Here is a 14544-nt window from a genome sequence, read left to right as displayed (position 1 = left end):
TGCCGGCCCCCCTACAGCCGCAGCAGACCGGCCGCCAGCGACATGGCGGATCCGATACCGAGCAGCACGACGACGCCCTTGGGCAGCTTCTGCTTCCAGAAGGAGTACACCCCGCCGGCCAGGAACAGGCCGAGCAGGATGAAGAGGACCGAGGCCTTGCTCATCAGAGGGCGCCCTTCGTCGACGGGAGGATGCCCGCGGCGCGCGGGTCGCGCTCGGAGGCGTAGCGCAGGGCCCGGGCCAGCGCCTTGAACTGGCACTCCACGATGTGGTGGGCGTTGCGCCCGTACGGCACGTGGACGTGCAGCGCGATCTGCGCCTGGGCGACGAAGGACTCCAGGATGTGCCGGGTCATCGTCGTGTCGTAGGAGCCGATCATCGGCGCCATGTTCTCGGGTTCGGTGTGCACCAGGTACGGGCGGCCCGACAGGTCGACGGTGACCTGGGCGAGGGACTCGTCCAGGGGCACGGTGCAGTTGCCGAAGCGGTAGATGCCCACCTTGTCGCCGAGCGCCTGCTTGAAGGCGGCGCCCAGTGCGAGGGCGGTGTCCTCGATGGTGTGGTGGGTGTCGATGTGCAGGTCGCCCTCGGTCTTGACCGTGAGGTCGAACAGGCCGTGGCGGCCGAGCTGGTCGAGCATGTGGTCGTAGAAGCCGACTCCGGTGGAGATCTCGGTCCTGCCGGTGCCGTCGAGGTCGAGCTCGACGACGACGGACGTCTCCTTGGTCGTGCGCTCCACGCGGCCGACGCGGGTCATGGGTTACTGCTCCTTCTTGAGCTCGCGTACCGCTTCGAGGAACGCGTCGTTCTCGGCCGGGGTGCCCGCGGTGACCCGCAGCCAGCCCGGTACGCCGTTGTCGCGGACGAGCACGCCGCGGTCGAGGATCGCCTGCCAGGCGCGGTGGCTGTCCTCGAAGCGGCCGAACTGGACGAAGTTGGCGTCGGAGTCGGTGACCTCGCAGCCGATCGCCCTCAGCTCGCCGACCAGGCGGTCCCGCTCGGTCTTCAGCTGCTCGACGTACCCCAGCAGCGTATCGGTGTGCTCCAGGGCGGCCAGCGCGGTGGCCTGGGTGACGGCGGACAGGTGGTACGGCAGCCGCACCAGCTGGACGGCGTCGACGACCGCGGGGTCGGCGGCGAGGTAGCCCAGTCGCAGCCCGGCGGCGCCGAAGGCCTTCGACATGGTGCGGCTGACCACCATGTTGGGGCGGCCCTCGATCAGCGGCAGCAGGGACGGGCGGTGGCTGAACTCGCCGTACGCCTCGTCGACCACCACCAGGGAGGGCCGGGCGGCCTGGGCGGCCTCGTACAGCGCCACGACGGTGTCGGCGGCGACGGCGGTGCCGGTGGGGTTGTTGGGCGAGGTGACGAAGACCACGTTCGGCCGCCGCTCGGCGATGACCCGCTCGGCGGCGGCCACGTCGATGGTGAAGTCCTCGCGGCGCGGGCCGGCGATCCAGCCGGTGCCGGTGCCGCGGGAGATCAGTCCGTGCATGGAGTACGAGGGCTCGAAGCCGATCGCGGTGCGCCCGGGGCCGCCGAAGGTCTGCAGCAGCTGCTGGATGACCTCGTTGGAGCCGTTGGCGGCCCACACGTTGGCGAGGCCCACCTCGTGACCGGCGGTGCGGGTCAGGTACTTCGCGAGTTCGGTGCGGAGCTCCACCGCGTCCCGGTCGGGGTAGCGGTTGAGGTCGCGGGCGGCCTCGCGCACCCGCTCGGTGATCCGGTCGACCAGCGGCCCGGGCAGCGGGTACGGGTTCTCGTTGGTGTTCAGGCGTACGGGCACGTCGAGTTGCGGGGCGCCGTAGGGCGACTTGCCGCGCAGTTCGTCCCGGATGGGCAGGTCGTCGATGCCGGTCACGAACCCGGTACCGTCCAATCGAATCGGGCGCGGACCGCGGCGCCGTGCGCGGGCAGGTCCTCGGCGTCGGCCAGGGTCACCACGTGCGGGGCGATCTCGGCGAGCGCCTCGCGGGTGTAGTCCACGACGTGGATGCCGCGCAGGAAGGACTGCACGGACAGGCCCGAGGAGTGGCAGGCACAGCCGCCGGTGGGCAGCACGTGGTTGGAGCCCGCGGCGTAGTCGCCGAGCGAGACCGGGGCGTAGGCGCCGACGAAGACCGCGCCGGCGTTGCGCACCCGGGCGGCGACGGCGGCGGCGTCGGCGGTCTGGATCTCCAGGTGCTCGGCCGCGTAGGCGTCCACCACCTGCAGGCCCTGCTCGATCCCGTCGACCAGGACGATGCCGGACTGGCGGCCGGACAGCGCGGGCGCGATCCGGTCCTCGACGTGCTTGGTGGCGGCGATCTGCCGCTCCAGTTCCTTCTCCACCGCCTCGGCGAGGTCCACGGAGTCGGTGACCAGGACGGCGGCGGCCAGCGGGTCGTGCTCGGCCTGGCTGATCAGGTCGGCGGCGACGTGCACCGGGTCGGCGGTGGCGTCGGCGAGGACGGCGATCTCGGTGGGGCCGGCCTCCGCGTCGATGCCGATGCGGCCCTTGAGCAGGCGCTTGGCCGCGGCGACCCAGATGTTGCCCGGGCCGGTGACCATGCTCACCGGACGGCACTCCTCGGTGCCGTAGGCGAACATCGCGACGGCCTGGGCGCCGCCCGCGGCGTACACCTCGTCGACGCCGAGCAGCGCGCACGCGGCGAGGATCGTCGGGTGCGGGAGCCCGCCGAACTCCTTCTGCGGCGGCGAGGCCACGGCCATCGAGCCGACCTTGGCCTCCTGCGCGGGCACCACGTTCATCACCACGGAGGACGGGTAGACCGAGCGCCCGCCGGGAACGTACAGACCGACCCGCTCGACCGGCACCCAGCGCTCGGTGACCGTGCCGCCCGGCACGACCTGCGTGGTGTGGTCGGTACGGCGCTGCGCGCCGTGGACGAGCCGGGCGCGGCGGATCGACTCCTCCAGCGCGGCCCGCACCTTCGGGTCCAGCTCCTGCAGGGCCCGGGTCAGCGCCTCGGCCGGGACGCGTACCCGGTCGATGGTGACGCCGTCGAACTTCTCCGCGTAGTCGATCAGTGCCGCGGTGCCACGATGCTTCACGTCCTCGCAGATCGGGCGCACCGTCTCCAGTGCGGCCTCGACGTCGAGCTCGGCTCGGGGCAGCAGGTCGCGGTCGACGCCGTCCGCCGGGAAGGCGTCGCCGCGCAGATCGATTCGGGAGATCACCCTCCCAAGTGTAGAGAACCGCCCCTGCGGGCTCGGCCGGGTATCAGTCCGTGATACGCCCGCCGTGTCGAGGCCAAAGATCGCCCCCGCTTGTCGCCCGCGGGCGTGCCCACCGATAGCGTTTCGGTCGTCGCTGTGAGCCACGGGAGGGAGACCGGTGACCGAGCCGTCGGACGTCGCGCCGCCGCACGACTGGACCGCCGTGGAACAGGGCCTGTGGCAGGCCTTCCGCCGCGGGGAGCTGTACGACCTGCGCACCGGCATCCCGGAGCGGGACGACCCGGCCGCCGACCGCTTCTGGGGCCCGGACCGCACGGTGCGGGCCGAGGTGATCGCCAAGCTGCTGCTCGACGGGCCGCAGGCCGCCTCGGGGCGCGTGTCGTGCGTGAAGCTGTCCGGGGCCCAGATCAGCGGGCAGCTCAACCTCTCGGGCGGCACGGTGGTGCCGTACGTGGAGCTGCACGACTGCCGCTTCGAGCAGCAGGTGCTGCTCGCGGAGTGCACCTTCACGACCCTGCGCATGGTGCGCTGCGCCATACCGCGGCTGGAGGCGGCCCGGCTGCACACCTCGGGCGACCTGCACCTGCCGCAGTGCACGATCGAGGGCGGGATACGGCTCACCGACGCCCACATCGGCACGGACCTGCTGCTCAACCAGATCACCCTGCGCAAGGACCGGCACGGCCGGGCGCTGGCGGCCGACGGGCTGAGCGTCGCCCAGGACGTCGAGGCCGAACTGATCGAGGCGACCGGCGAGATCAGCCTGCGCAGCGCCCGCATCGGCGGTCGCCTCAGCCTGCGCGGCAGCCGGCTGCACAATCCGTACGGGCGCTACGCGCTCAACGCGGCCCGCGTCACCGTCGAGCACACCCTCTACCTGAGCGCGGGCTACGTCGGCACCGGCGGCTCCGGCAGCGGCACCCCGCCGCTGGGTGTGCGCACCCGGCGCTTCAGCTCGGACGGCGGGGTGCGGCTGGACGACGGCCGGTTCGGCAACGCGGTGATCATCCACCAGGCGCGGTTCCAGCTCGCCGGGGGGCAGCAGCTGTCGCTGCGCCGGATCCAGACACCCGAGCTGCGGCTCACCCTGGACCAGCCGCCGACCGGGACGATCTCGCTGGCCGGAGCGCGCGTGGGCAACCTCACGGACAGCCGCACCTGCTGGCCCGAGGCCGGCGGCCTCGACCTGACCGGCTTCGCCTACGGCTCCCTCAGCCCCGAGGGCGCCTTCCCGCTGCGCGCCCGGATCGCCTGGCTGGCCGCGGCCACCCCGGAGTACAGCCCCGAGCCGTACGAGCACCTGTCGGCCGCCCTGCGCGCGAGCGGCGAGGACGCCGACGCCCGCGAGGTGCTGCTGGCCAAGCACCGCAGGCGCCGCGAGACCCTCCCGCTCGCGGGCAAGCTGTGGGGCTACCTGCAGGACGTGACCGTGGGCTACGGCTACCGCCCGGGCCGGGCCGCCATCTGGATGGCGCTGCTCTGGGCCTTCGGCGCGGTGTTCTTCAACGTCCACGGCGAGCCGCATCCCGTCGACGGCGGCGCCTTCCCCCACTGGAGCCCCTCCCTCTTCGCCCTCGACCTGCTCCTCCCGGTCATCAACCTCGGCCAGGACAACGCCTGGCGCCTCGGTGGCAGCGCCCAGTGGGCCGCCGCCGTCCTCACCATGCTCGGCTGGATCCTCGCCACCACCGTCGCCGCGGGCGCCTCCCGCCTCCTCCGCCGCGGCTGAGGCCCCGGCTGAGGCCCGCCGAGGCCCCGGCCGAGGTCCTCGCCGAGGTTCCTGCGGGGGCGCGCTCCTGGCGCGGACGGCCCGTTCGGGGCGAAAACGGACGGGGCGGGACGAGGGCGACGATGGGGGTGGGCGTCACAGGCCCTAGGCTTGCTGACCGTGACCGCTCGTCTTCCGCTCTTCCCGCTCGGCTCCGTCCTCTTCCCGGGGCTCGTGCTGCCGCTGAACGTCTTCGAGGAGCGCTACCGCGCGCTCTTCCGCGACCTGCTCGCCCTGCCCGAGGACGCACCGCGCAGGTTCGGCGTCGTGGCGATCCGCGACGGCCACGAGGTCGCCCCCGCGGGGGCCGAGGAGGCGGCGGCCGGGTACGCGGCGGACCTGTCCGGGGCGCTGTACGCACTGGGGTGCACCGCGGACGCGGCGACGATCGGGGAGCGCGAGGACGGCGGCTTCGACGTCGTGGCGACCGGCACGACGCGCTTCAGGCTGCTGTCGGTGGACGCCTCGGGGCCCTATCTGACCGGTGAGGTCGAGGAGGTCGCGGAGGAACCCGGCACCGGCTCGGGGGCGCTGGCGGCCGACGTGGCGCGGGCGTTCCGTACCTACCAGAAGCGGCTGGCCGGCGCACGGGAGCGGAGCCTGGCGGGCAGCCAGGAACTGCCGGACGATCCGACCGTGCTGTCGTACCTGGTGGCGGCCGCGACCGTCGCCGGGACCCCGGCCAAGCAGGCCCTGCTGGAGGCGCCGGACACGGCGGCCCGGCTGGAGGAGGAACTGCGGCTGCTGCGCCGCGAGGCGGCCGTCATCGACAAGCTGGGCGCCCTGCCCGCCGTGGACCTGACGCGGCAGGTGCCGAGCCCCAACTGACGTATCCTCGCAGCGCCATGGTCAAGAAGAAGCAGTCATCCTCCGGCGGCACGCCCGCCACCGTCGCCCTGGAGAAGGCGAACGCCGCCTTCACCGTGCACGCGTACGCCCACGACCCCGCCTCGGAGCTCGGCTACGGGGAGGAGGCCGCACAGGCGCTGGGCACCTCCCCCGACCGGGTGTTCAAGACCCTCGTCGCCGACGTGGACGGGGCGCTGACCGTCGCCGTCGTCCCCGTCGCGGGCTCGCTGGACCTGAAGGCGCTGGCCTCCGCGACCGGCGGGAAACGCGCCGGCATGGCGGACCCGGCCGCCGCCGAGCGGACCACCGGCTACGTCAGGGGCGGCATCTCCCCGCTGGGGCAGCGCAAGCGGCTGCGCACGGTGGTGGACGCGTCGGCGCTGGAGCACGCCACGGTCTTCGTCTCGGCCGGCAAGCGCGGCCTGGAGGTCGAACTGTCTCCGCAGGACCTGGTGCGGCTCACGGACGCGGTCGTCGCACCGATCGGACGCGCCTGACCCCTGGACGGCGCAGCCCTACGGGCGCACTCTGCCCGGAAGCGCACCCGGCTCAGGGGAGGCCCGATGTCCAAGCGCACCCGCAAGCGCAGGTGGCGGATCAAGAAGCGCAGGGCCAACCACGGCAGGCGCCCGGCGTGACCTCCGGGCCCCGGGTCAGACGCCCGGGGGCGGCGGCTTCCATTCCACGGCGGGGGGCTGCTCGTCGCGCGGGCCGAAGCCCGTGGTGAGCAGCAGATGGGTGAGGACGGCCCCTATGGGCCAGGCCAGGAGCGCGCCCTTGGCCTGCAGTTCGAGGGGGCCGTCGAACACCTTCTTCGCGCCGACCGCCCTGGCGTGCGCGATCAGGTCGCTGGTGGGGCCGAGCCAGGTGCCCAGCCGCCAGGCCAGCACGGAGCCCACTACGGCGCCCGCGGCCATGCCGAGGACCACTCCGACGCCGCCGCGCCGGTTCCGCCAGAAGACGACCGCCCCGGTCAGCACCCCGATACCGAGCCCGAGCAGCACGAAGGTGCCGTCGGCGCCGATCGCCTGCTCCCCCTCGGTGTCCTTGAGGTAGACCGCCTTGCCGTCGGAGACCAGCGGGATCCGCGGCGCCAGCCACAGCCACAGCAGGCCGAGGACCACACCCGCCACAGCCACGAGCACCGCGGTCAGTGCGCCGCTCTTGAGCTCCCGGACGGGGTCCATGCGGCTCTCCTGCTCCGGGAACGGCGGCAGCGGCGCGGGCGGCCATTGGTCGTGAGGGGTCAGGGGTGCGGTCACCCTGCCATCGTGCCAGGTCCGTCCGTGGCCCGCGTCACCGGCACCTCACCGCCGCCACCCGGCGGTCACCGGCAGGCGGCACGACGGTAGGCCCAGGTGGCCGCCGCCAGCGACACCAGGCCCACGGCCGCGCACACCGACAGGTCGGCGGTGACCGCCAGCCAGTCGGGGCGGTCGTCGAAGCTGCGGATGAGGGCCTCCACACCGTAGGTGGAGGGCAGCAGATCCCGTACGTAGCGGATGGGCTCGGGCAGGTTGCCGGCCGGCAGCACGCCCAGCAGCAGCGCGGCGGACATGCCGAGCTGGCCGGCCAGGGTGGCCAGCTCCTGGCGCGGCGCGAGCAGCCCGAGCGCCGCGCCCAGCCCGGACAGCGCGGCCCCCGCCAGCGGGATGACCGCGGCGAGGATCCACAGGTTCGCGAAGGGCAGCTGGAACAGCGCGCAGCCGATGCCCGCCGTCACGAGCGTCCCGGGCACGGTGAAGGAGGCGTACGCGCCGGCCGCGCCCAGCACCACGGCGGCCGGGGGCACCGGAAGGGTCGCGTAGTGGTCGAGCCCGCCGGAGGCGCGCAGCTGCCCGAAGTACTGGGCCAGCAGGTTGAGCGCCACAAAGGCGACGACCAGCACGCTTGATCCGGCCACCACCGCGCGTGCGGCCGGGCCGCCGTCGACGACGCCCCTCATCATGATCATGATGCCGACCGACTGGAAGGTCGCCACGAACAGCAGCGGGATCCGGGCGACCTTCGCCCGGGACATCTGCGCCCGGTACACCGCGGCCATCGCCGGCAGCAGCCGGGCGCGCGGGGCCAGCGTGGCGGCCTCCGCCCCCAGGGGGGCAGCGGGCGCCGCCGGTGCCGCCGTACGGGTGTCCGCGCCCGCGGAGATGATCGTCACTCCGCGCCGCCCCGCCGCGCCATGCCGTGCGCCCCGTCCAGATCCGTGTCCAGATCCATGTTCCGGTCCATGTTCCGGTCCGGGTCAGGGGTCAGGTCTCCGCCGTTGCCACCGTTCACGCCTTGACCAGTCCCTTCCTCCGACCGCCGAGCGCCAGGTAGACATCCTCCAGGCTCGGCGCCGTCAGGGTGAAATCGTCGAGCGCGGTGAAGGCCGGCCCGCCGGTCAGCTCCGCGACCACGGCACGGGCCCGCTGCTGCGGCAGCCGCAGCGTCCAGCGGCGTCCGGTGACGCGGGCCGTCTCGCGCAGCGCCGCCACGCCGGGCACGGCCAGCGGGGGCTCGTCCCGCCACACCAGGTCCAGCCGTACCTCGTCGGCGACGAGCGCCTTGAGCCCGGCCGGGGTGTCGCAGGCGATGACCCGGCCCTCGTCGATGACCGCGACGCGGTCGAGCACGGTCTCCGCCTCGATCACGTTGTGGGTGACGAGCAGCACCGTGGTGCCGCGTTCGGCGCGCCGCCGGTCGACCGCCGCCCAGACCGCGCGCCGGGCGACCGGGTCCATGGCGGTGGTCGGCTCGTCCAGTACGAGCACGGGCCGTTCGCCCACCAGGGCGGCGGCGAAGCAGGCCAGCCGCCGCTCCCCGCCCGACAGGCGCTTCAGCGGCCGCGAGGCGAGGGCGGTCAGTTCCAGTTCCTCCAGGACGGCGTCCCGCTCGGCGCGCGCGGCCCTGAGGTCGAGGCCGCGCAGCCGTCCGGTGGTCTCGGCGGCGAGGGCCACGGTCAGTTCGTCCAGCGCGCTCGACTCCTGGCCGAGGTAGCCCACCAGCCGTGCCGCGCGCTCCGGGTGCCGGACGATGTCGTGGCCGAGCAGTTCGACGCTGCCCGCGTCGGGACGCAGCAGCCCCGTCAACTGGCGTACGAGGGTGGTCTTCCCGGCACCGTTGGGGCCGAGCAGCCCGAAGATCTCCCCGCCCCGGATGTCCAGGTCGATGCCGTCGTTGGCGCGTACCGGGGGGCTCGCGGCGCCGCGCCGGCCCCGCCCGGCCGGATAGCTCTTCACCAGCCCGCGCACGGTCACCACCATCGCCGTCCGCGCGGTGGCGTCCTGTTCCGTGCCCGTACTCACGAGGCCCGAGCCTACGCTGCATCCCGGCCGGGACATGCCGCAGGGTCGGATCCGGGCGCGCTCACTCGCCCGGAGAGGCCCTCGCGACGACGGCGCGGGCGTCGATCTCCCGCCAGAAGCCCGCCCGGATGGCGTAGCGGTCGTGCTCGTCGATCTGGTCGTCCTTGTGGGCCAGCAGCCCGAACCGGGCGGCGTAGCGCAGCAGCTCGCCGTCGATGCGGTGCGGGACGCGGGGGTACTCGGCGGAGAGCACCTGGAGGTGGGTCGCGTCGGCGAGCCGGCCGATCCAGCGGCCGGCGAAGACCTGGCCGACCTCGTACGGGTCGCCGCTGACGGCCGTGATGTCCTCCTCGCGGTCCGCCCAGCGCTGTTCGGCGCTGGTGAGCTGGGCCAGCGTGGGCAGGGTCGCGTCGGCGCCCTCGGCGCCGCCTACCAGCCCGCGGTCGGAGGACCAGCGCAGAGTGGCGCCGGCGGCCGCCGGGGACGCGGGGTGCGGGGAGGAGTGCCCGCGGTGGACGATGCCGGCGACGTCCTTCGGGGTGGGCACCAGGCCGCGACCGGCGGTGGCGGCGGGTGCGTCGGGACTCGGGCGGGTGCCGTTGCGCTCGGCGGTGACGACCTGGGGCGCGGCGGCGGCCGGCTCCGCGGGCTGGTCGGCCGCGGGCTGCGACTCGGCGCCCTGGGCGGTCTCGGGCAGCGGTGCGGAGAGGATCGCGGCGATCTCGGGGCGCGGGGTGAGCGGTGCGCAGACGCCTGCCGGCTCCCGTACGTGGATGGCCCGGGTGATCCACTCCCGGTCCAGGACGCGCCGCTCGTCGGCCTCGGCGACCAGGTCCTCGGACTGGTTGAAGTCGCCGTCCGCGGCCTGCACGGCCCACAGATGGACGGCGACGCCGTGCTCCTTCGCCGACATCATGCCGGGCAGGAGGTCGCCGTCGCCGGTGACCAGGACGACGTCGGAGCACGCGCGGTTGCGGGCCAGCTCGGACAGCTCGGCGTGCATCGCCGCGTCGACGCCCTTCTGCGCCCAGCGTCCGTCGGTGCGGGTCAGCGCGCCGAGGCGGACCGTCACGCGCGGCATCACGCGCAGCCTGCGGTGCTCCGGCTGCGGTACGCGGTCGGGGGCGCCGTCGAACCAGTAGATGCGCAGCAGCGGCTGCCCGGTCTCCTTCTCGGCGCGCTCCCGCAGACCCGCGACGATCTCGGAGTGGTCGACGGTGATCCGGGACCGGGAGGGCTCTCCGGCGAGGAGGCTCGCGGCGGCTCCGAGCAGGTAGCCGGCGTCCACGAGGACGACGCAGCGGTCCATCGGTCTCACCCTCTTCTCCGAAAGTCCTGCCGTCCGACCCCCCGGTAACACTGTTGCCCCGAGTCTGCCCGAACTCGGGGGCGTTGTGACCGGTTACGCGATCACCGGCGCGCCACACTCTGCAACTGCCCGAAATGCGACCTTCGTACTCCCGTGCAAGCCTGAGTGCGGCCCATCATCCGAGATTTCCCCCAAGGAGGAATCGTGGGCAAGAACAAGAACCGGGGCGAACGTACCGGCCAGCAGCACGACCGCGGCGCCGCGACCACCGAAGAGCACGCGAAGAGCGCAGGCGGACGCGAGCCGGCGATGACGGTCCCGGGCGCCGAACCGCACGTGTCGCAGAAGCGGCAGAAGAAGTTCGGCCACAACTAGCGCGCAGGCGCCGGTCGCTCATGATCGAGGGTGGCACCCCTTCCGGAAGGGGTGCCACCCTCGTCGCTTCCGCCCGCCGGCTCAGCGCGTGATCAGCCCGCCTGCTGCTGGGCGGTGGCGAGACAGGAGGGGCCGAGGAGGGCCTTGAGGTCGCCGAAGAGCGCCGGGTCGGCAGTGACGCGGTGGCGGTCGAGCCGCAGCACCGTCGTCTTGCGGGCGCCCTGCAGCCGCACGCGGACCTCGGTGCTCCCCTTGTGGCTGGCAAGGACCTCGCCGAGGCGGGCGACCAGCGGCGGAGTCACCTTCACCGTCGGGATGGAGATCGTCACCGGGGCGTTGGTCCCGGCGTCCGTGAGGTCGGGGACCATCAGCTCCATGGCCACCAGGCGCGGGATGTCCTCGCGCTTGTCGAGCCGGCCCTTGACGAAGACGACGGCGTCCTCGACGAGCTGGGTCGAGATCAACTGGTAGGTGGCCGGGAAGAACATGCAGTCGATGGAGCCGCCGAGGTCCTCGACGGTGGCGATGGCCCAGGCGTTGCCCTGCTTGGTCATCTTGCGCTGCAGACCGGAGATGATGCCGCCGATGGTGACGATCGAGCCGTCGGAGTAGTCGCCTGCCAGCGCCGAGACGGAGGCGTCCGCCTTGTCGTTGAGGACGTGCTCGATGCCGAAGAGCGGGTGGTCGGAGACGTACAGACCGAGCATCTCGCGCTCCTGCGCGAGCAGGTACGTCTTGTCCCACTCGACGTCGGAGAAGGTGACGTCGAGGCCGAAGCCCGGTTCGTCGCCCCCGTCGTCGTCGCCCATGCCGCCGAAGAGGTCGAACTGCCCCTCGGCCTCCTTGCGCTTCACCGCGACCACGTTGTCGATCATCGGCTCGTAGTGCTCGGTGAGGCCCTTGCGGGTGTGTCCCATCTCGTCGAACGCGCCGGCCTTGATCAGCGATTCCACGGTGCGCTTGTTGCAGACCACGGCCTCGACCTTGTCGAGGAAGTCGGGGAAGGAGGTGTACTTCCCCTTGGACTTGCGGCAGCGGATGATCGAGTCCACCACGTTCTGGCCGACGTTGCGGACGGCGGTGAGGCCGAACAGGATGACGTCGTCGCCCTGCGCGGTGAAGTTGGCGTCCGACTCGTTCACGTTCGGCGGGAGCACCCTGATGCCCATGCGGCGGCACTCGTTGAGGTAGATCGCCGACTTGTCCTTGTCGTCGCGCACCGAGGTGAGCAGCGCCGCCATGTACTCGGCCGGGTAGTTGGCCTTGAGATAGGCCGTCCAGTAGGAGACCAGGCCGTACGCGGCGGAGTGCGCCTTGTTGAAGGCGTAGCCGGCGAACGGCACCAGGACGTCCCACAGCGCCTGGATCGACTCGTCGCTGTAGCCGTTCTTCCGGGCGCCCTCCTGGAAGATGGTGAAGTTCTTCGCCAGCTCCTCGGGCTTCTTCTTGCCCATGACGCGGCGGAGGATGTCGGCCTCGCCGAGGGAGTAGCCGGCGATGATCTGGGCGGCCTTCTGCACCTGCTCCTGGTAGACGATCAGACCGTAGGTGACGTCGAGGACCTCCTTGAGGGGGGCCTCGAGCGCCGGGTGGATCGGGGTGATCTCCTGCTGCTTGTTCTTCCGCAGCGCGTAGTTGATGTGCGAGTTCATGCCCATCGGGCCCGGCCGGTAGAGGGCCGAGACGGCGGAGATGTCCTCGAAGTTGTCGGGCTTCATCATGCGCAGCAGGGAGCGCATGGGGCCGCCGTCGAACTGGAAGACGCCGAGGGTGTCGCCCCGGCCCAGCAGTTCGAAGGTCTTGGGGTCGTCGAAGGGCAGGGCCAGCAGCTCGATGTCGACGCCCTTGTTGGCCTTCACCAGCTTGACGGCGTCGTCCATGATCGTGAGGTTGCGCAGGCCCAGGAAGTCCATCTTCAGCAGGCCGAGCGACTCGCAGCTCGGGTAGTCCCACTGCGTGATGGTGACGCCGTCGGAGTGCCGCACCCAGACCGGGGCGTGGTCGACGATCGGCTCGCTGGACATGATCACGCCGGCGGCGTGCACGCCCATCTGCCGGACCAGGCCCTCCACGCCGCGGGCGAGGTCGATGACCTTCTTGGCGTCGGGCTCGTTCTCGTACATCGACCGGATCTCGCCGGCCTCGCTGTAGCGCGGGTGCGCGGGGTCGGTGATGCCGGAGAGCGGGATGCCCTTGCCGAGGACGTCGGCGGGCATCGCCTTGGTGAGGCGGTCGCCGACGGCGTACGGGTAGCCCAGGACGCGGGCGGAGTCCTTGATCGCGTTCTTGGCCTTGATGGTGCCGTAGGTGCCGATCATGGCGACCTTGTCGGCGCCGTACTTCTCCGTGACGTACCGGATCACCTCGGCGCGCCGGCGCTCGTCGAAGTCGATGTCGACATCGGGCATGGAGATGCGCTCGGGGTTGAGGAAGCGCTCGAAGATCAGGCCGTGGTCGATCGGGTCGAGGTCGGTGATGCCCATGGCGTACGCGACGATCGAGCCGGCCGCCGAACCCCGGCCGGGGCCCACGGCGATGCCGTTGTTCTTGGCCCACATGATGAAGTCGGCGACGACGAGGAAGTAGCCCGGGAACCCCATCTGGATGATGGTGTCCATCTCGTACTCGACCTGCTTCATCCGGTCGTCCGGGATGCCTCCGGGGTAGCGGCGGTGCATGCCGCGCATGGTCTCCTCGCGGAACCAGGTGACCTCGGTGTAGCCCTCGGGGACGTCGAAGCGGGGCATCAGGTTCCGCGCCTGGAACATGCCCTCGGTGTCGACCTGCTGCGCGACGAGCAGCGTGGTGTTGCGGCAGCCCTCCTGCCAGGCGTCGGACGAGTCGATGCCGAGCATCTCGTCCGTGGTCTTCAGGTAGTAGCCGGTGCCGTCGAAGCGGAAGCGATCGGGGTCGGAGACGTTCTTGCCGGTCTGGATGCACAGCAGCGCGTCGTGGGCGTCGGCCTCGTGCGCGTAGGTGTAGTGCGAGTCGTTGGTGACGACCGGGGGGATGCCGAGCTTCTTGCCGATCTCCAGCAGCCCGTCGCGGACCCGGCGCTCGATCTCGATGCCGTGGTCCATCAGCTCCAGGAAGTACCGCTCCTTGCCGAAGATGTCCTGGTACTCGGCGGCGGCCTTCACCGCCTCGTCGAACTGGCCGAGGCGGAGCCTGGTCTGCACCTCGCCCGAGGGGCAGCCGGTGGAGGCCATCAGGCCCTCCGACCACTGGGCGATGGTCTCCTTGTCCATGCGCGGATACTTGGTCAGCCAGCCCTCGGCGTAGGCGTCCGAGGAGAGCCGGAAGAGGTTGTGCAGACCCGTCGCGTTCGCCGCCCAGATGGTCTTGTGCAGATAGGAACCGGAGGCCGAGACGTCGTCGCGCTTCTGGTGCGGCTGGCCCCAGGTGACCTTGCGCTTGTTGCGCCGGGACTCCGGCGCGACGTACGCCTCGATGCCGATGATCGGCGTGATCCCGGCGCCCTTGGCCTGGTGGAAGAAGTCGTACGCCCCGTGCAGGTTGCCGTGGTCGGTCATGGCGATGTGCGTCATGCCCATCTCACCGCAGGCCTTGAACATGTCCTTGAGTCGTGCCGCCCCGTCGAGCAGGGAGTACTGGGTGTGGACATGCAGGTGGGTGAACGGCGTGGTCACGGGAAGCGACACCTCCGGCATCGGTCGTCATCTGGCGGCGTTGGAATCCTACGCCGGGGGTCCGACAGCCGATGCCATTCCCGCGCGTCCCGCCGCGCCCGGCCGGCCCCGTGACCGGCCGGACGC

15 protein-coding genes are annotated in these 14544 nt (G+C 72.1%); 5 read left to right on the top strand and 10 right to left on the bottom strand.

Features of this window, described 5'->3' with window-relative positions:
* Positions 1-11: 11 nt before the first annotated feature.
* The 4 genes from PV342_RS33725 to hisD are packed head-to-tail and all read right to left on the bottom strand — an operon-like array spanning position 12 to position 3180.
* Entirely contained in the window at positions 12-164 is a 153-nt protein-coding gene (locus PV342_RS33725) for a CG2302 family histidine operon protein (RefSeq protein WP_018557163.1), read from the bottom strand.
* The gene (hisB, locus tag PV342_RS33720; protein ID WP_319661088.1) at positions 164-757 is read right to left on the bottom strand and encodes an imidazoleglycerol-phosphate dehydratase HisB; all 594 of its coding nucleotides are present in this window, start codon (positions 755-757) and stop codon (positions 164-166) included. The genes PV342_RS33725 and hisB overlap by 1 nt, the downstream gene beginning before the upstream one ends.
* A gap of 3 nt (positions 758-760) precedes the next feature.
* Positions 761-1861 carry a histidinol-phosphate transaminase gene (locus tag PV342_RS33715; RefSeq protein ID WP_329188437.1) on the bottom strand — a complete coding sequence of 367 codons (1101 nt, stop codon included), beginning with the start codon at positions 1859-1861 and terminating at the stop codon, positions 761-763.
* Positions 1858-3180 carry a histidinol dehydrogenase gene (gene hisD / locus PV342_RS33710; RefSeq protein ID WP_400803107.1) on the bottom strand — a complete coding sequence of 441 codons (1323 nt, stop codon included), beginning with the start codon at positions 3178-3180 and terminating at the stop codon, positions 1858-1860. The genes PV342_RS33715 and hisD overlap by 4 nt, the downstream gene beginning before the upstream one ends.
* 157 nt (positions 3181-3337) lie before the next feature.
* Between hisD and PV342_RS33705 the strand changes: the two genes are divergently transcribed.
* The 4 genes from PV342_RS33705 to PV342_RS33690 all read left to right on the top strand — a co-directional run bounded on the left by PV342_RS33705 (position 3338) and on the right by PV342_RS33690 (position 6435).
* Positions 3338-4909, top strand: a complete 1572-nt coding sequence (locus tag PV342_RS33705) for an oxidoreductase (RefSeq protein WP_500319997.1) — start codon at positions 3338-3340, stop codon at positions 4907-4909.
* Between the two features lie 159 nt (positions 4910-5068).
* On the top strand, positions 5069-5776 hold the full coding sequence (locus PV342_RS33700; protein WP_026250632.1) for an LON peptidase substrate-binding domain-containing protein: 708 nt from the start codon (positions 5069-5071) through the stop codon (positions 5774-5776).
* A gap of 17 nt (positions 5777-5793) precedes the next feature.
* A complete protein-coding gene (gene ybaK / locus PV342_RS33695) occupies positions 5794-6294 on the top strand; it encodes a Cys-tRNA(Pro) deacylase (RefSeq protein ID WP_392605535.1) in 501 nt (166 codons plus the stop codon).
* A gap of 66 nt (positions 6295-6360) precedes the next feature.
* Complete coding sequence (locus PV342_RS33690; protein ID WP_472975013.1) at positions 6361-6435, top strand: 50S ribosomal protein bL37; 75 nt, start codon at positions 6361-6363, stop codon at positions 6433-6435.
* A 15-nt stretch (positions 6436-6450) separates the two neighbouring features.
* Here PV342_RS33690 and PV342_RS33685 read toward each other — a convergent pair whose 3' ends face one another.
* From PV342_RS33685 to PV342_RS33665, 5 genes are all read right to left on the bottom strand, one after another.
* A complete protein-coding gene (locus tag PV342_RS33685; RefSeq protein ID WP_400803102.1) occupies positions 6451-7059 on the bottom strand; it encodes an ABC transporter permease in 609 nt (202 codons plus the stop codon).
* Positions 7060-7124: 65 nt separating this feature from the next.
* Positions 7125-7955, bottom strand: a complete 831-nt coding sequence (locus PV342_RS33680) for an ABC transporter permease (protein WP_386989333.1) — start codon at positions 7953-7955, stop codon at positions 7125-7127.
* Positions 7952-8074, bottom strand: a complete 123-nt coding sequence (locus PV342_RS33675; RefSeq protein ID WP_500319994.1) for a hypothetical protein — start codon at positions 8072-8074, stop codon at positions 7952-7954. Before PV342_RS33675 ends, PV342_RS33680 begins: the two co-directional genes overlap by 4 nt.
* Positions 8071-9042, bottom strand: a complete 972-nt coding sequence (locus tag PV342_RS33670; RefSeq protein WP_386989673.1) for an ABC transporter ATP-binding protein — start codon at positions 9040-9042, stop codon at positions 8071-8073. The genes PV342_RS33675 and PV342_RS33670 overlap by 4 nt, the downstream gene beginning before the upstream one ends.
* Positions 9043-9145: 103 nt before the next feature.
* Positions 9146-10393 (bottom strand): NYN domain-containing protein, encoded by a 1248-nt coding sequence (locus PV342_RS33665; RefSeq protein ID WP_386989330.1) that lies wholly within the window; start codon positions 10391-10393, stop codon positions 9146-9148.
* A gap of 204 nt (positions 10394-10597) precedes the next feature.
* Between PV342_RS33665 and PV342_RS33660 the strand changes: the two genes are divergently transcribed.
* Positions 10598-10768: a hypothetical protein gene (locus PV342_RS33660; RefSeq protein ID WP_179279628.1), complete on the top strand. Its 171-nt coding sequence runs from the start codon at positions 10598-10600 to the stop codon at positions 10766-10768.
* A gap of 92 nt (positions 10769-10860) precedes the next feature.
* Here PV342_RS33660 and dnaE read toward each other — a convergent pair whose 3' ends face one another.
* Positions 10861-14439 (bottom strand): DNA polymerase III subunit alpha, encoded by a 3579-nt coding sequence (gene dnaE / locus PV342_RS33655; protein WP_500319991.1) that lies wholly within the window; start codon positions 14437-14439, stop codon positions 10861-10863.
* Positions 14440-14544: the final 105 nt, after the last annotated feature.

It is taken from the genome of Streptomyces sp. PA03-3a, assembly GCF_033792735.1.
Classification (GTDB): Bacteria; Actinomycetota; Actinomycetes; order Streptomycetales; family Streptomycetaceae; genus Actinacidiphila.
Note: the sequence above shows the minus strand (reverse complement) of the source record. Positions and strands in the feature narration are given on the sequence as shown.